This is a genomic window from Arthrobacter globiformis (assembly GCF_046536215.2).
GTDB classification, from domain to species: Bacteria; Actinomycetota; Actinomycetes; order Actinomycetales; family Micrococcaceae; genus Arthrobacter; species Arthrobacter globiformis_E.
In genome coordinates this window covers 3,338,638-3,354,574 of record NZ_CM143421.1, presented here as the reverse complement: position 1 = coordinate 3,354,574, position 15,937 = coordinate 3,338,638, and the positions used below count along the sequence as shown (strand labels likewise).

At 67.6% G+C, this 15,937-nt stretch carries 18 protein-coding genes; 6 read left to right on the top strand and 12 right to left on the bottom strand.

The genetic code is table 11. The features are described 5' to 3' along the window. Positions 1-242: 242 nt before the first annotated feature. Genes rpsN through rpmB form a run of 3 tightly spaced genes read right to left on the bottom strand, consistent with a single transcriptional unit; the run spans position 243 to position 956 of the window. The gene (gene rpsN, locus R5O87_RS15120; RefSeq protein ID WP_003798555.1) at positions 243-548 is read right to left on the bottom strand and encodes a 30S ribosomal protein S14; all 306 of its coding nucleotides are present in this window, start codon (positions 546-548) and stop codon (positions 243-245) included. A 4-nt stretch (positions 549-552) separates the two neighbouring features. Further along, complete coding sequence (gene rpmG, locus R5O87_RS15115) at positions 553-720, bottom strand: 50S ribosomal protein L33 (protein ID WP_003798558.1); 168 nt, start codon at positions 718-720, stop codon at positions 553-555. Continuing rightward, positions 720-956, bottom strand: coding sequence for a 50S ribosomal protein L28 (rpmB, locus tag R5O87_RS15110; RefSeq protein WP_003798559.1), 237 nt, complete (start codon positions 954-956; stop codon positions 720-722). The genes rpmG and rpmB overlap by 1 nt, the downstream gene beginning before the upstream one ends. Before the next feature lie 465 nt (positions 957-1,421). Between rpmB and R5O87_RS15105 the strand changes: the two genes are divergently transcribed. Genes R5O87_RS15105 through R5O87_RS15095 form a run of 3 tightly spaced genes read left to right on the top strand, consistent with a single transcriptional unit; the run spans position 1,422 to position 4,283 of the window. Continuing rightward, positions 1,422-2,888 carry a ferredoxin reductase family protein gene (locus R5O87_RS15105; protein WP_410558008.1) on the top strand — a complete coding sequence of 489 codons (1,467 nt, stop codon included), beginning with the start codon at positions 1,422-1,424 and terminating at the stop codon, positions 2,886-2,888. Then, the gene (locus R5O87_RS15100; protein ID WP_410558007.1) at positions 2,885-3,436 is read left to right on the top strand and encodes an FMN-binding protein; all 552 of its coding nucleotides are present in this window, start codon (positions 2,885-2,887) and stop codon (positions 3,434-3,436) included. Before R5O87_RS15105 ends, R5O87_RS15100 begins: the two co-directional genes overlap by 4 nt. After that, entirely contained in the window at positions 3,420-4,283 is an 864-nt protein-coding gene (locus R5O87_RS15095; RefSeq protein WP_410558006.1) for an FAD:protein FMN transferase, read from the top strand. The genes R5O87_RS15100 and R5O87_RS15095 overlap by 17 nt, the downstream gene beginning before the upstream one ends. On the opposite strand, the gene R5O87_RS15090 is transcribed toward R5O87_RS15095, so the two are convergent. Beyond that, a complete protein-coding gene (locus tag R5O87_RS15090; RefSeq protein WP_387104954.1) occupies positions 4,280-5,041 on the bottom strand; it encodes an SGNH/GDSL hydrolase family protein in 762 nt (253 codons plus the stop codon). The genes R5O87_RS15095 and R5O87_RS15090 overlap by 4 nt on opposite strands. Positions 5,042-5,088: 47 nt before the next feature. Continuing rightward, complete coding sequence (locus tag R5O87_RS15085; RefSeq protein WP_003798564.1) at positions 5,089-5,574, bottom strand: MarR family winged helix-turn-helix transcriptional regulator; 486 nt, start codon at positions 5,572-5,574, stop codon at positions 5,089-5,091. Between the two features lie 97 nt (positions 5,575-5,671). On the opposite strand from R5O87_RS15085, the gene R5O87_RS15080 reads away from it, so the two are divergent. Further along, positions 5,672-5,956, top strand: coding sequence for a YciI family protein (locus tag R5O87_RS15080; RefSeq protein ID WP_410558005.1), 285 nt, complete (start codon positions 5,672-5,674; stop codon positions 5,954-5,956). Here the strand turns inward: R5O87_RS15080 and R5O87_RS15075 are convergent. The 6 genes from R5O87_RS15075 to R5O87_RS15050 form a co-directional block, all read right to left on the bottom strand. After that, positions 5,953-6,684 (bottom strand): SGNH/GDSL hydrolase family protein, encoded by a 732-nt coding sequence (locus R5O87_RS15075; protein WP_462836442.1) that lies wholly within the window; start codon positions 6,682-6,684, stop codon positions 5,953-5,955. The genes R5O87_RS15080 and R5O87_RS15075 overlap by 4 nt on opposite strands. A gap of 312 nt (positions 6,685-6,996) precedes the next feature. Then, entirely contained in the window at positions 6,997-8,001 is a 1,005-nt protein-coding gene (locus R5O87_RS15070; RefSeq protein WP_410558012.1) for a siderophore-interacting protein, read from the bottom strand. A 77-nt stretch (positions 8,002-8,078) separates the two neighbouring features. After that, on the bottom strand, positions 8,079-8,921 hold the full coding sequence (locus tag R5O87_RS15065) for an ABC transporter ATP-binding protein (protein ID WP_410558003.1): 843 nt from the start codon (positions 8,919-8,921) through the stop codon (positions 8,079-8,081). After that, positions 8,921-9,979 carry a FecCD family ABC transporter permease gene (locus R5O87_RS15060; protein WP_410558011.1) on the bottom strand — a complete coding sequence of 353 codons (1,059 nt, stop codon included), beginning with the start codon at positions 9,977-9,979 and terminating at the stop codon, positions 8,921-8,923. Before R5O87_RS15060 ends, R5O87_RS15065 begins: the two co-directional genes overlap by 1 nt. A gap of 83 nt (positions 9,980-10,062) precedes the next feature. Then, positions 10,063-11,169 carry a FecCD family ABC transporter permease gene (locus R5O87_RS15055; RefSeq protein ID WP_410558002.1) on the bottom strand — a complete coding sequence of 369 codons (1,107 nt, stop codon included), beginning with the start codon at positions 11,167-11,169 and terminating at the stop codon, positions 10,063-10,065. A gap of 9 nt (positions 11,170-11,178) precedes the next feature. Continuing rightward, a complete protein-coding gene (locus R5O87_RS15050) occupies positions 11,179-12,303 on the bottom strand; it encodes an iron-siderophore ABC transporter substrate-binding protein (RefSeq protein ID WP_410558001.1) in 1,125 nt (374 codons plus the stop codon). A 211-nt stretch (positions 12,304-12,514) separates the two neighbouring features. Between R5O87_RS15050 and R5O87_RS15045 the strand changes: the two genes are divergently transcribed. Together R5O87_RS15045 and R5O87_RS15040 are read left to right on the top strand one after the other, a co-directional pair. Beyond that, positions 12,515-14,476 carry an MFS transporter gene (locus R5O87_RS15045; protein WP_410558000.1) on the top strand — a complete coding sequence of 654 codons (1,962 nt, stop codon included), beginning with the start codon at positions 12,515-12,517 and terminating at the stop codon, positions 14,474-14,476. Next, positions 14,473-15,021, top strand: a complete 549-nt coding sequence (locus tag R5O87_RS15040) for a TetR/AcrR family transcriptional regulator (RefSeq protein WP_410557999.1) — start codon at positions 14,473-14,475, stop codon at positions 15,019-15,021. The genes R5O87_RS15045 and R5O87_RS15040 overlap by 4 nt, the downstream gene beginning before the upstream one ends. 114 nt (positions 15,022-15,135) lie before the next feature. Here the strand turns inward: R5O87_RS15040 and R5O87_RS15035 are convergent, their stop codons facing one another. After that, entirely contained in the window at positions 15,136-15,906 is a 771-nt protein-coding gene (locus tag R5O87_RS15035; RefSeq protein ID WP_410557998.1) for a hypothetical protein, read from the bottom strand. Positions 15,907-15,937: the final 31 nt, after the last annotated feature.

Here is a 15,937-nt window from a genome sequence, read left to right as displayed (position 1 = left end):
ACCCAACCGCAAATCGGCCGGACACTGCACTAAAACCGCGATAATTCGCGGCGAACGAGGCGCGGGCACCGAAAAGGCGCCGTCCGCCGTCGTAATTCCGCTCTATGCGGTGCGTCACCCCGTCAACCGGGAGCCAACAAAGAAGCCGATGAAAGCAAGGCAGGCGTGTTTAACGCAAAGGAGGGCCGGCAACCAATGTGGTTGCCGGCCCTCCTCAAGCAGCTGGAATCAGCGGTGCTGGATTACCAGGAAGACTTGGTGATGCCCGGGAGCTCTCCGCGGTGAGCCATGTCGCGGAAGCGAACACGGGAGATACCGAACTTCTGGAAGGTACCGCGCGGACGGCCGTCGATGATGTCGCGGTTACGCAGACGGATCGGGGAGGCGTTGCGGGGCAGCTTCTGCAGGCCGAGGCGTGCAGCTTCGCGTGCTTCGTCAGTCGCGTTCGGGTCAACCAGGGTCTTCTTCAGCTCGAGGCGCTTTGCAGCGTAACGCTCAACGATGACCTTGCGCTGCTCGTTGCGAGCAATCTTGGACTTCTTAGCCATGTGTTTAGCGCTCCTCTCGGAATTCGACGTGCTGGCGGATCTTGGGGTCGTACTTCTTCAGGACCAAGCGGTCCGGATCGTTACGACGGTTCTTACGGGTTACGTAGGTGTAACCCGTGCCCGCGGTCGACTTGAGCTTGATGATCGGACGTACGTCCTTGTCCTTTGCCACTAGAGCTTCACTCCTCGTGCCAGGATGTCGGCGACGACAACGTCGATGCCGCGTACGTCGATGGTCTTGATGCCCTTTGCAGAGACCTGCAGAGTGACATTACGGCGCAGGGACGGAACCCAGTAGCGCTTCTTCTGGATGTTCGGGTCGAACCGGCGCTTGTTGCGGCGGTGCGAGTGCGAAATGCTGTGTCCAAAGCCCGGCTCGGCTCCGGTCACCTGGCAGTGTGCTGCCATGACGACTCTCCTCTAAAAAAATGAATGAAACGGCTGGCAGAGTTCTGCTTCACCGTGCGGCAGGCGGCGTCCGGATCCAGCCTCACGTGTCCGCGCGCGTCAACACCGGCGAACCGGGCTTACTGCGGCGGAATACGATGAGCCACGAACACCAGGCAATGGAAGCCACTGCGAAGTGCCGGGATACTGGGCGAATACAGGAATGCACGCAACTTGAGCCCCTAACTACCGGCCCGAAGAGACTGTGAATACTGCCTACAGCCACCGCAAACCGGAGCAATTGCACACGCTCCGCGCCACCTAGCGCCAATCAAGTCTACGAGACACGCGAATTAAAGACCAATCCGGTGGGAAACGGTGCTATAGAGCAGCCCAGTCAAACGTCGGCGGGGCTTTCTTTCAAGACATATCCGGGAAGAAGGCTCTTCACAGCAAAGTCAAAGGCTCGAGGCGGAATCTTGAGCCATGAACACACAGCTCTTGCCCTCCCCCGGGACCGGCACACCGACACGTCCGGACCACCGGCCTGCTCCGGTTCGGGAGACCGGCCGCTTCGCCGGCCAGCACCGGCGCAGGCTCCTCCGTGCCGATGCCCTGACAGTGGCGGCATGGTCCTCGCTGGCCGCCGCAGTTGCACTCTGGCTTGCCGACGGCGGCCTGGCGACGGCGGCCTCGCCGGCCGGCGTGGTCACAGCACTGGGCATTGTTGCCGGCCTTGCCGGCATGGACCTCGTGCTGCTCATGCTGGTGCTGGCGGCCAGGATCCCGTTCATCGACGGCGCGGTGGGGCACGACCGGGCCCTGGAGTTTCACCGGAAGCTGGGGAAGCCCTCGCTGTATCTGTTGCTGGCGCACGGCCTCCTCATCGCCGTGGGTTACGGCATGGCAGAGGGGCTCGACCCGGTCAGCGAAGCTGTGGCGCTGTGGGTGCTGGTGCCGGACATGTGGCTCGCGTTCATCTCCCTGGCCCTCTTCATCGCGGTTGTTGTCACGTCCCTAGTGGCGGTCCGGCGGCGGTTCCCGTACGAATTCTGGTACGCCGTGCACCTGCTCACCTATGCAGCCGTGCTCACGTCGCTGCCGCACCAGTTCAGCGTGGGCGGCCTCTTCGCCGTCGGCACCTGGCAGCGCTGGTACTGGCTAGCGATCTGCATCGTCACCGGGGCCGCCCTGCTGTACTACCGGATCCTCCAGCCTATGCGCGCGACTTTCAGGCATCAGCTCACAGTTGAGCGCGTCACCGCTGTGGCTCCCGGGGTGGTCAACATCGAAATGGGCGGCCTGCAGCTCGGTTTGCTGGCCGGCAACGGCGGCCGGTTCTTCATCTGGCGCTTCCTCGCCCCGGGCCTGTGGTGGCACCCGCATCCGTTCAGCCTGTCTGCGGAGCCGGTGCGGACCGGACCTGACGGGCACGGACGGCTCAGGATCACGGTTCGTGATCTCGGCCGTGGCTCGGCGCAACTGCTGAGGCTGCGCCGCGGAACGAAGGTAGCCGTCGAAGGGCCCTACGGACTCTTCAGCTCCGCCGCACGGAGCCAGGATCGCGTGGTCATGATCGGGGCCGGCATCGGCATTACTCCGCTGCGGGCCCTTCTGGAGACCACGCCTTTCGCCCCCGGCCAGGCGACGGTCCTGCTCCGCGGGCACAGCAACCAGGAGCTCTACCTGGGCGCGGAAATCCTCGAACTCTGTCGGCAACGCGGCGCCACCCTGTTCCACCTCACCGGCGGACGGGACCCCGGCTCACCTGACAGCTGGCTTCCGGCCGTCGAACACCGCGCCGGGTACGCGCTGGCGGACTACGTTCCGGAAATCGCCTCCGCCGACATCTATGTGTGCGGCCCCTCGCGGTGGGCGGGCAACGTCCTGGACGCCGCCCGCGCCGCCGGCGTCAACGAAGATCAGCTCCATCACGAAAGGTTCGACTGGTGAGAATCAGAGCAGCAGTTTCAGCCGCCTTGGCTTCGGCCGGCATCCTCCTGGTCGGCTGGCAATCAGGTGTCCATGTGGCCGATACCCGCAGCGCGGTCGCGGCCGCAGCTACGGGAAACCAGGCGTCGGGGACAGGAACGACGGACAGCAGCGGGGCCGGATCGTCAGGTTCCTCGGCATCCTCCGGAACGACAGACAGTTCCGGGACGGGCAGTTCGGACTCCACAGGCACCTCCGCCGCAGCGGGCGCCGCGGGTGCGGCGGCCAAGGCCGGCGGAACGTACGACGGCGAGGTGGTCCAAACCCGCTTCGGTACCGTGCAGGTCCAGATCACCGTGAAGTCCGGGCAGATCACCGATGTCACGGCCCTGAAGCTCACCGACGCCGAGGGCCGGTCCGTGCAGATCAGCAACTACGCCGCACCGATTCTTCGGGACGAGGTAATCCAGGCACAGTCCGCCAATGTGCAGACCGTGGGTGGTGCCACCGTGACCAGCGATGCCTATCTCACCTCCCTCCAGGCGGCCCTCGATGCAGCAAACCTCTGAGACGACACACCGTCTCCGGGCCCGGACCTTCACCTGCATGGGGACTGTCATCAGCCTGACCGTCCCCACGGACGCGCACAAACCACCCCAGGCTGCGGCGGATGAGCTGGAAGCGGCCACCGCCGTCGTCGAACGCCTTTTCACGGAACTGGACAGCATCTTCAGCCTCTACCGCCCCGATTCGGAGGCGAGCCGGCTGGCCCGCGGCGAACTCCCGCTGCCGGCGGCGTCGGCGGAAATGCGCGCGCGGTACGAGGAGACGGCCGAATGGAGGCTCCTCACCGAGGGTGCGTTCACGCCGGAACGTCCGGACGGGGCACTGGATCTCAGCGGAATCGTCAAGGGGCACGCCATCAGGGAAGCCGGCACGTCGCTGCTGGCGCTCGGCATGGCCAGCTGGTGCCTGAACGCCGGCGGTGACGTGCTGGTCAGCGGCTCCCCCAACCCCGGCACGGATGCGCCCTGGCGCGCGGGGATCGTTGACCCGGCGGACCGGAGGACCCTGCTGGCCGGATTTCCGCTGGGCGGCGGTTTGGTGGCTTCGCCTCCGCTGGGTTCGCCTCCGCTGGGTGGAAAGACGGCCGACGGCGGGACCCGGGTGGCGCTGGCCACCTCCGGTTCCGCTGAGCGGGGGGACCACATCTGGAGCGCCACCCCCGGCGCCGTGGAATTCCTCCAGGTTTCCGTCGCGGCGGCAGACGTGGTCACGGCCGATGTGCTGGCAACCGCGATCATGGCCGGCGGGGTCCAGATGTTGAACCGGGCCACCGCCATGTGGGACATCGAGGCGCTGGCCGTCCGGGCAAATGGCGATCTGCTGGCGACGCGCGGGTTCCGGCGGAGCTAGAGCCGGGTGAGTTGGGCGTACCTGGGCTGGAGGTTGTCACCGGAGGACTTGCCCGTGACCCGGCGGACCACCCACGGCGCGGCGAATTCCCGGACCCAGCGCGCGTTGGCCCGCAGCGCCTCCGCCTTGCTGAGCTCCGGGACGGGGGTCATGGGCGGAACCTCGATGGAGTGCTCGTGTTCGAGGACCGTCAGGACGCGCTTGGCCATGTTGGCGTGGCCGGCGGCGGACATGTGCATCCGGTCCTTCGCCCACATGCCCCAGTCGTAGTACTCGTTGAAGCGCCAGTAATCCACCAGCAGAGCACCGTGGTCCCCGGCGATTCCCCGCACGAGTTCGTTGTAGATGGCTGTACGCCCCCGCATGGTGCCGAAAACCTTCGAGCCCCGCGCGTCGAAGCCCGTAAACAGGACCACGGTGGCGCCGGTGGCAGCGAGCTTTCCGACGGCTTTTTCGTAGTCCACGAGCAGGTCGTCGATGTCGATTTTGGGCCGGAGAATGTCGTTGGCGCCGGCGTAGAGGGTCACCAGGGTGGGCCTGAGCGCAATGGCGGCGTCCACCTGCTCGGCGAGGATCTGCCGCAGCTTGCGGCCGCGGATGGCGAGGTTGGCGTAGCCAAAGCCGGGGTCAGCCAGGGCCAGCTGCTCCGCCACCCGGTCAGCCCAGCCGCGGACCCCGTTGGGCCGCGTGGGGTCGTCGTCGCCAACGCCCTCCGTGAAGGAATCTCCGAGGGCTACGTAGCGGGCCGTGAAATCCATGGGAGCAAGTCTGCCACCCGTTGCCGGGAGCAACCAAGAGCGCTCCGCTACTGCTGCCGCTCGCGGAGGATCCAGTGATTGCTGTCCAGGCGGGCCACAATCTTTTCACCGATGCGGGCAAGGTCCGCCACGTCACGCTCAGTCAGGGCGTCGAGGAACAGCGAGCGCACGGATTCCACGTGGCCGGGGGCCAGTTCCACGATGGTGGACATGCCCTCTTCGGTGAGGTGTGCGGTGGTGACGCGGGCGTCGCCGGGATGCGGCCGGCGTTCCACCCAGCCGCGGTTCTGGAGCTTCGTGACCACATGGGACAGCCGGGAGAGGGAGGCGCTGGTCCGGGCCGCCAGCTCGCTCATGGGCAGGAAGCGCCCCTCGGCCTCGGAGAGCATCGCAAGCACGTTGTAGTCGAACAGCGATACCTTGCCTGCGGCATGCAGCTGGGTATCGAGCGACGCGGGCAGCATGGTGTTGATGCTCAGCAGGGCAAGCCATGCCCGGCGTTCATTGGCGTTGAGCCAGCGCGGTTCGGTCATTACTCCATCCTAGGAGAACTGACGCTTGACGGTTCAAGGCCGGTTGCGGCGGCGGCGAGTCGCCGGGGGCCGAGGCGCTGGCGGTAGGCTGGCGGTCATGTACGTAGTTTCCCTGACCTACAAAGTTGCCCAAGAGATCGTGGACCAGCACCTGGACGCCCACGTTGACTGGCTGAAGGATGCCTTTGACGAGGGCGTCTTCATCGCCGCCGGCCGCAAGGTTCCGCGGACGGGCGGCGTGCTGCTCTCCAGGGCCGACCGCCCGACGCTCGATGAGTCCTTGGCCAAGGACCCGTTCAACGTGCACGGCGTTGCCGACTTCGATGTCATGGAATTCGCCGCCAACCGCACGGCGCCGGGGTTCGAGAACCTGCTGGACTAACCGCGCGGCTCCATCAGCTTTTTCAGGCCGCCTTTCCGCGGGACCTTCACCGGCTGCGGCCAGCGGGGGCTAAGGTTGTCGCCCAGTGTGACGCCGCGGAGCTTCCGGCCAAACAGCGGCAGCACCCAGTCATTCACCCAGCGCCGCTGCCTCCGTTCCCAGTCGCGCAATGTCATCCGGGCCGGCGGTTCCCATTCCTTGAGGCTGATCTTGTGCGGCACACCCAGGTGGTCCAGGACCTGGGCGGCGAGGTATTTGTGCCCGGCTTTGGACATGTGCAGCCGGTCTGTGTCCCACATCCTGCGGTCATGGAAAGCCTCGAAACACCAGTAGTCCACGAGCACGGCCCCGTACTTAACCGCGATCTCACGGACCCGGCGGTTGTACAGGGTGTTCCGCTTCTTGAGAGGTTCGAGCACCGCGGACACCTTGACGTCGAACCCGGTGAACAGCACCAGGGTGGCACCGGTGGCCGCCAGCCGGGCCACCAGCTCCTCGTATTGGGCCAGGAGCTGGTCCATGTCGGTGCCGAAGTCCAGGATGTCGTTGCCGCCGGCATAGAGGGTGATGAGCGTGGGCTCCATGGCCAGGGCCTGCTCCAGCTGCTCATCCACGATGTGGCGCAGCCGCTTGCTCCTGATGGCCAGGTTGGCGTAGTGCCAGCCGGGTTCCGCCTTGGCCAGCTTCTCCGCCACGCGGTCCGCCCAGCCGCGCACGCCGTTCGGCATCCGGGAACTCCGGTCGCCCACGCCTTCGGTGAAGGAATCCCCGAGGGCAACGAAAACCCGCCGCCTGCCCCGGTCCGGAAGCAATGGAGAGACACCCACCCGGACAAAGTACACACGCGGAGCAACACGCAGGGAAACCGAAGATGAACACCGACGCTCTCTCACTTCCTGCGGGAATTCACCAAACCCTCTCTCACCGTTCGCTTTCCGGTGAGAGGGCGTCGGGGAAAAACCAGCAACAAGTGAGCGAGCGTCCGTGCGTGCGCGGCAGGACGTGATAGAGCGTAGGGCAGGCCGGCCGGCTGGCAAGGGTCAGAGTTCGGCTTTGCCCTGACGCCAGTACCCCATGAACGCCACCTGCTTGCGGTCGATGCCGACGTCGCGGACCAGGTAGCGCCGCATGTCCTTGATGACCCCGGCTTCCCCGGCGATCCACGCGTAGAACGGCAGGGCGCCCGCGGGCTTGTCGGGGTTCTTCGTGGCGCTGACGGCGGCGGCATCTAGGCGGGCCGGGGTTTCCCACAGGATTTCCTGGTCCACGTTCACGTCGTCAGGCTCCGGCCCGGCAGCATCGGCGGACTTGATGCCCACCCAGCCCGGCACGGGAACCGCCGCCCGCACCGCTTCCTGCAGAAGGTCGCCGTGCGGCCGGGACCTGCCGATCGAGGCACCGCGCGCCAGCCACGTGATTTCGACGTCGGCCGCCGTCTCCAGGTCCAGGAAGTCGCCGGCCTCCGGAACTTCCAGGAAGGCATGCCCGGTCATGTAGTCGGGCAGGCTTTCGAGGATGGCGCTGATCGCGGGGACGGCAGTCTCGTCGCCTGCCAGGAGCACCCGCCCGGCCAGGCCCGGCCGCCATTCGATGCCGGAGTACGTTTCCGCGGTGACGCAGTGGGCGGCGCGGTTGTTCGGCCCGATCAGGGTGATGGCGTCTCCCGGCGTGGCCGTCAGCGCCCAGTTCGCCGCGGGACCGCCGTTGCCGTCGGCGTCGAAGTGCATCACGAAATCGACGTCGATCTCAGGGTAGACGGCGTCCAGCCGGGCCTGCCGGACGGTGTAGGTCCGCATGGAGCCGCGGGTGGCCGGATCCATGGCCAGCCACTCCTGGTACCAGCCGCTCTCCTCCATCCGGAACGTCGGCAGCGGAAGCCGGCCGCCGTCCGGCGCCAGGGACGGGATCATGAGTTTGATTCGCAGGTCCAGGCTGTCGCCGTGCACGCCGAAGTCGCGCAGCGAGTAGCCGCCGAACGTCACGCGCCGGAAGTTCGGGCTGAGCTCCTGCACGGCCGAGACGGTGACATCAAACGCCAGCGTCATCGGCTCGGTGGCGAGGCCGGGACGGTCCGCGGCAGAGGCGCGGGAGGAGGTGCGGGAGGAAGTGTTCTGTACTGCGCTCATGAGGCCATCTCCAGGGTCGTCGTCGGAAGGGTCGTGGTGGGAACTTTTGGGTCGGCGTGGTGCCTGCCGAGCGGAATGATCAGCGGCGTGCCGGACACCGGATCCGGCACCACCCGGGATTCCAGTCCGAAAACGTGACGGACCAGCTCTTCGGTTATCACGCTGGACGATGCGCCCTCGGCCACGATCTGCCCGGCCTTGAGGGCGATGACATGGTCCGCGTACCGGGCGGCGAGGTTGAGATCGTGCAGCACGATCGCCACCGTGGTGCCGCGCTGCCGGTTCAGGTCGGTGACCAGATCCAGCACCTCGACCTGGTGCGCCAGGTCCAGGTAGGTGGTGGGCTCGTCGAGCAGCAGGACGTCCGTCTCCTGGGCGAGTGCCATGGCGATCCACACCCGCTGGCGCTGCCCGCCGGAGAGTTCGTCGACGTTCCGCCCGGCAAGCTCCAGCGTCTCGGTGGCTTCCAGCGCACGCTGCACCGCGGCGTCGTCCTTCTCCGACCAGCTGCGGAAGAAGCCCTGGTGCGGGTACCGTCCGCGGCCCACCAGGTCACGGACGGTGATGCCGTCAGGCGCCGTCGGGTGCTGCGGCAGCAGGCCGAGGGTGCGGGCCAGCTCCCGCGCCGGGCGTGAGTGGATGTCCTTGCCGTCGAGGGTGACCGTGCCGCCGGCGGGTTTCAGGAGCCGGGACAGGCCGCGCAGCAGCGTGGATTTTCCGCAGGCGTTGGCACCCACGATCATGGTCACCCTGCCCTCGGGGATTTCCGCCGTGAGGTTTTCCACGATCCGGCGCTGGTCGTACTGCAGCGTGAGGTCCCGGGCTTGCAGAACAGCCATCAGGCATCCTTTCGGTTGGACGTGACCAGGAGCCACAGCAGGAACGGGGCCCCGAGGGCGCCGGTGACGACGCCGACCGGCAGGACGGTGCCGTCCAGCAGCAGCGGGGCGATATTGGCGGCGACGTAGTCGGCCGCCAGGACAATCAGGGCGCCCACCAGGGCCGACGCCGGGAGGCTGGCTTTGCCGGTGAAGCGGCGGGCGATGGGGCCGGCCAGGAAGGCGACGAACGCTACCGGCCCGGCAGCCGCCGTCGCCACCGCGGCCAGCGCGACGGCGGTGAGGACCAGGCCCAGCCGGGTGGCACCCACCCGGATGCCGAGTCCGGCGGCGGCGTCGTCCCCCAGTTCGAGGATGCGCAGCGGCCCGGCCAGCAGGGCGGCCACCGGAACGAGGATTATCAGCGTCAGGGCCAGGACGCCCGCACGGTCCCAGCTGGCGGAGTTGAGTGAGCCGTTGATCCAGATCAGCGCCTCCGCGGCGGTGCGGATATCGGCCCGGGTCATGAGGAAGCTGACCAAGGCGTGCAGCGCGGCGGCGATGCCGACGCCGGCCAGGATGAGGCGGCTGCCGGCGGCGTTCCCGCGGCTGGCGCCGGCCAGGGATCCGCTGCGGGAGATGCCGTAGATCACCGCGGCCACCGCCATCGCACCGCCGAGGGCAGCGCCGGACACCGCGGCACCGGAGGCGCCGAACACCACGATGGCCAGGACAGCTGCCGCGCTGGCACCGTAGCTGATGCCGATCACGTCCGGGCTGGCGAGCGGGTTGCGGAGCATGGTCTGGAACAGTGCGCCCGAAAGCCCGAAGGCGAGGCCGATCAGCGTGCCGATGACCGCCCGCGGCAGCTTGGCCTCCATCACGATGAAGCTGGCACCGGGGATCTTCTCGCCGCCGGTGAAGTGCGCGGCGAGGATCTTGAAGAAGTCGGGGATGGTGACGGTGTAGCTGCCCAGCAGGATGCTGGCGGCCAGGAGAACCACGACGCCGGCGGCCAGTACCGCTGTCCGGTTCAGCAGGCGCCGGTTCAGCAGGCGGTTCGAAGCGCGAACGGGCAGATAATGCCCTTTTTCCGGGGTTTTGAGGGCATTATCTGCACGTTCGCGCTCGTCTGTGGTGGCGGTGGTGGCGGGGTCCAGAGTCACAGGCCTGCCCCCTTGCCGCGGCGGACCAGCCAGACGAAGACCGGCCCGCCGACCAGGGCGGTCATGATGCCGGCCGGGACCTCGCCGGGAAGCAGGACGACACGGCCCACCACGTCGGACACCAGCAGCAGCGCGGGCGCGAGCACGGCGGAGAACGGCAGGATCCAGCGGTAGTCGGGGCCGGTCAGGAAGCGGACTGCGTGCGGGACAACGAGGCCCACAAACCCGATGGGGCCGGCGAGCGCCGTCGCCGACCCGCACAGCAGGACGATGCCCAGCGCGGTGACCGCCCGGGCCAGGCCAACGTTCTGGCCCAGGCCGCGGGCCACGTCGTCGCCGAGCGCCAGGCTGTTGAGGACCCGTCCGGCCAGGAGCACGACCAGTGCCCCCGCAGCGAGGAACGGCAGGCCGGGCAGCAACACGGACCAGTCGCGCCCCGCAATGCCGCCCACCTGCCAGAAACGGAAGCGGTCCAGGGTGTCCTGGCTGGAGACCAGGATGACGTTCATCAGGGAGAACAGCCCTGCGCTCAGGGCGGCGCCCGCCAGGGCGAGCTTGACCGGCGTCGCGCCGTCCCGGCCCATGGAGGCAATGAGGTAGACGACGACGGCGGCAGCCGCCGCGCCGATAAACGCGAACCAGATGTAGCCGGTCAGCGAGGAGATGCCGAAGACGTAGATTCCGGTGACCACGGCCAGGGCGGCGCCGGCGTTGACGCCGATGATGCCCGGGTCCGCCAGCGGGTTGCGCGCCACGCCCTGCATGGCGGCACCGGCCAGGCCCAGCGCAGCACCGGCGAGCAGGCCCAAAACGGTCCGCGGGATCCGGGCGTGCACCACGGCGTGGTCGCCGTTGGCCGGGTTGAACTGGGTCAGGGCCTGCCACACGGTTTCCAGGGACAGGCCCCGGGCGCCCACGGCAAGTGAGGCGCAGCAGACAACAGCGAGCACGACGACGGCGGCCAGCAGCCAGGCGGGGCGCGGCCCGGGAGCCGTCCCCTTCCGGGGAGCGCGAACTGGCAGGTAATGCCCCATAACGCCGGGTTTGGCGTCATTAGCTGCCAGTTCGCGCTGGGAGGAGGCCGTCGTCGTGCTTGGTGTCATGGCCGGTAATTACTTGGCGGCTGCGTCAGCGCCGGCTGCGAGCTGCGGCAGGAACTTGTCCAGGGCCCACGGCAGGCTCAGCGGGGACGACGCGGAGATCGCCAGTGTCAGGGAGTTGTCCGAGTCGGCAACCAGGGCGCCCTTCTTGACTGCCGGGATCTGGCTTAGCAGAGGATCCTTGACGATCTGGTCCTTGGTCTTGGCATCCGGAACCCAGGTCACGAAGACGTCGGAGTCCAGCTCGTTGGCCTTCTCGGCGGACCATGCGGTGAAGAACTCCTTCGAGCCCTTGGACTTCTCCTCCACAATGGCGGCCGGCTTCATGCCGATCTCGGTCAGGAAGCGCGGGCGGTTGTCGGCGGCGAGGTAGACGTTCACGCCGTCGCCCTTGGCCGGCTCCAGGTTGCCGTAGATGAAGCTCTTGCCCGTGATCTGCGGGTACTTGGCGGCCTCGGCCTTGATGGTGGCCTCGGTGTCGGTAACGAGCTTCTCCGCTTCGGCGGTCTTGCCGAGGGCCTTGCCGATCAGGGTGGTGGCTTCCTGCCACGGAGTGCCGTACGCGAGCTCAGGCTGGGCCACGACGGGGGCGATTTCGTTGAGCTTCTTGTAGTCGGCGGCTTCGAGGCCGGAGTAGGCGGCCAGGATGACGTCCGGGTTGAGCTTGGCGATCTCGGTGAAGTTGATGCCGTCGGCCTCGGAGAACTGGACCGGGGCCTTGTCGCTGCCGAAGGAGGCACCCAGCTTCTCGAGGGCTGCGTCCTTCCACGGGGTGGAGCCCTTGTCGTTGTTGCCCCACTCGTTCTTCGGGACGCCGACGGGAACCACTCCGAGCGCGAGGGCAATGTCGTCATTGACCCACGAGATGGTGACAACGCGCTTGGGCTGTTCCTTGATGGTGGTTTCGCCGAAGACGTTCTTGATGGTCACAGGGAACTGGGCGCTGGCGGAAGCAGAGGATCCGGTGTCTGCAGACGTAGCGGCCGGACCGGTGGAGCAGGCGGTCAGGGAAAGCGCGGCGGCGGCGAGGACGGCGGTGGCCTTGCCTGCGGTTTTGAGCAGCGAGCGGCGCGTGGTGCCGGCGGCAGCGGAACCGCGGGGAGCGGCCAGCGGGCCGCGGAAGAGGGGGGAAGTCACGGAACTCCTTAGGTGAATGAAGCGAACCTAAGTAAGGCTAGCCTATCCTTCTGCAGATTACGAAAGGTTTGCGTCACGTAATTCCACCGAGTGGCCAGACTAACGCCCCGGCCCCTTGCGAGCCAAGGGTGAACAATGGTTCACTCGAAGGAGTAAACGTGCGTTCACCCTGACGCCGCGCAACAACTCCCCCACAAAAGGCCTGCCGCACATGACAGCACCCCCTGCCCCGAAGCCGACCCGCAGCCCCTCCGCCATCACCACGGTCCTGGCGCTCAGCGGCACGCTTGTGGCGCTCATGCAGACTCTCGTGGTGCCGCTGCTGCCCGATTTTCCGCGGATCCTCTCGGTCACTCCCGACGACGCGTCCTGGCTGGTGACAGCCACGCTCCTCGCCAGCGCCGTCGCCACCCCGATCGTCTCCCGGAGTGCCGACATGTACGGCAAGCAGAAGATGATGGTCATTTGCCTGGCCATCATGGTGGCCGGTTCGGTCATGGCCGCGCTGGGCGGGACCTTCCTGTGGCTGATCATCGGGCGGGCGCTCCAGGGGTTCTCCGCGTCGCTGATCCCGGTGGGGATCAGCATCATGCGCGATGAGCTGCCCAAGGACAAGATGGGCTCCGCGGTGGCACTCATGAGCGCCACCCTGGGCATCGGCAGCGCCATGGGCCTTCCGCTCGCTGGCCTGCTGTATGAAAGCCTGGGCTGGACGTCCATCTTCTGGGTTTCCGCGGCTGCCGGCACGCTGCTGCTGCTCGCCGTCGTGCTTGTGGTTCCGGAGTCCAAGGTGCGCACTCCCGGCCGCTTCGACTATGCGGGCGCCCTGGTGCTCTCGGCCGCGCTGGGCTCGCTGCTCCTGGCCATTTCCAAGGGCGGCGCCTGGGGCTGGGGCTCGGAGCCCGTGCTCCTGCTGTTCCTCGCGGCGGCGCTGCTGCTGGCCGCTTGGATTCCCTACGAGCTCAGGGTGGGCCAGCCCATGGTGGATCTTCGCACCACGGCGCGGCGGCCTGTCCTGATGACCAACCTCGCGTCGCTGCTGATCGGGTTCGCGATGTTCGCCAACATGCTCCTCACCACCCAACAGCTTCAGCTCCCCGGCGCCACCGGCTATGGCTTTGAACTGAACGTGATCACGGCCGGCCTCTGCATGGTGCCGTCCGGGCTGGCCATGGTGGTGTTCGCCCCCGTGTCCGGCGGCATCATCCGGCGCTTCGGCGGCAGGTCCGCCCTGATGGCCGGCGCGGGCGTGATGATCGTCGGGTACGTGGGGCGGGTGTTCTTCTACGACTCCATCATCTGGGTGATCATTGGCTCCACGGTGGTCAGCGTGGGCACGGCCATTGCCTACGCCGCCATGCCAACGCTCATCATGGGAGCCGTCCCGATCACGGAAACCGCCTCCGCCAATGGCCTCAACAGCCTGGTCCGCTCCATCGGCACATCCACCTCCAGCGCCGCCGTTGCCGCCGTGCTCACCTCGGTCACCATCCCGCTCGGCGCCGCCCGGCTGCCGTCGTTCGATGCGTTCAGGGATGTGTTCTGGATGGCCGCCCTGGCGTCCGCCGCCTCTGTCCTCGCCGCAATCTTCATTCCCCGCGTCACCACGCACCGCCCCGCGGCGCCGGCGGCAGCGGAGCTCGTGGTGCAGGGGCGCGTCCTGGCACCCGACCACCGCCCGCTCACTCCCGCCGTCGTCACCGTCCTCCAGACGGAAGGCGAGCCGGTGGACTGGAGCCGGGTGGATACCGACGGCAACTATTCGGTGGCGCTGCCGGGTGCCGGGAAGTACCTCGTGGTGGCCAACGCGGCCGGCTGGGCGCCGATGGCGGAGGTCTTCGACTTCGACGGCCGCACACTGAAGCAGAACTTCCACCTGCACGAGCGGCTGGAAATCAGCGGCCGGGCGGCCGTCGGCGGCGCGCCCGTGGCCGGCGCCGTGGTGACGCTGCTGAACGCCACCGGCGAGCATGTGGGCACGGCCCGGACGGACGACGGCGGCGTGTACACACTTCCGCTGCCCGCCGCCGGACGCTACATAGTGACTATGCTTCATCCCGTGACTCATCAAGCCGTGGCGCGGAAGCTCGCCGTCGACAACCGGTCCATGACCGTGGACCTTACAGCCGAACACTTCGCGAAACGCAGTGGCGCGGACCCGGTGCGGGCATGAGCAGCCCCAGCCAGGAGTCCATCCTCACTGCCGCGGGACGGCTGTTCGGCGAACGCGGCTACCGCGCCGTGACGGTCCGCGACATCGCCGCGGAGGCCGGGGTTTCGGCCGCCCTGGTGATGAAACTGTTCATCTCCAAGGCCAAGCTGTTCGCCGCTGTACAGCCGGACGAGTCCCTGCTCACCGAACTGACCGTCCCGGCGTCCGAGCTCGGCGGCGCCCTCGTCTTCCGCGTGCTGATGCGCCGGGAGCGCGGCATGCAGGAACCGTGGGCGATCATTCCGATCAACGTCCACGACGCCCCCGATCCGGAGGCGGCACGGAACGAACTGCGTGAACGCTACGTCAGCAGCATCGCAAAGCTGATCGGGGATACGACGCCGGACCGCCGCTATGCCTCGACGGTCACCGCGCTGATGACCGGATTCGGCGAAACCGTGCGGACTTTGGGACTCTTCGACGGCTGGGACTTTGACGAGCTGGTGGCGTACTACGGCGGGATCGTCCAGGCCCAGATCGACGCCTGCACGGCCGCACACCCGTAAACGCAAATCCGCTGGTTAAGCTTGCCAGGTTTCTCCCCAACCGCCCCCTGGCCTCGCAAGCTCGGCCAGGGAAACCGGCGGTCGTGGGCCCAGCTCAACCGGCGAAGGCTGAGGTTACCTGTACGAGATGCTCAGCAGCAGGGCCTTCAGGGCCTGCCCCTCGGCGCCCGCCAGCCAGGACTTGGCCGCGGCGTCATTGGCGAAGGGCTTCTCGATGAACTTCACGTCCGCCAGGATGACGCCGTCCCCGGTGCGGATGATGCCGTCCAGCGCGGCGCCCTGCCCCGGCTTGGGAGCTCCTGCCGCCAGGTGCATGCGGTAGGTCGCGTTGCTGTCCATCCGGTCCACGTAGAACGCGTAGTGGGCAGCCGGAGCGGGCTGCGCCGCGAGTCCCGGAACCGGCGCGGACTCGAAGACGGTGCGGTCCACGGGGTGGGAGACGCCGTCGGCAATCTTTCCGGAGTACACGCTGGCCTGCTCGGTGCCGCTGGCGTCAATGACCGTCGCCGTGGCCGACTCCGACGGCGAGCCGCCGCCGGTGAAGAGCTCAACCTTCCAGTCGGCCGGGTATTTGAAGGAGACGTGCCCGTTAGGGAAGGTGTAGGTCTTCAGTTCGGCAGGAGCCGGAGCGGACGACGGCGTGGTCCCCGGTGAGGCCACACCGCCGGCGCCGCCCGCTGAAGAAGCCGAAGGGCTTGCGGAGACCGAAGGGCTGGCTGAAGCTGTTGCGGTCGCGGAGGCAGCCGGCGCGGAAGCGGCCGGGGAGGATGACGACGGAGCCGCCGAGACCATGGCCCCGCAGCCCGCCAGGGAAAGGGCGGCGGCAGCAGCAAGGGCAGAGACGACAGGGGCGCGGAACGCAGGACGCATGGTGGTGCCTTTCATAAATGACGCCGTCAGGCTCGCAGGGGCTGCT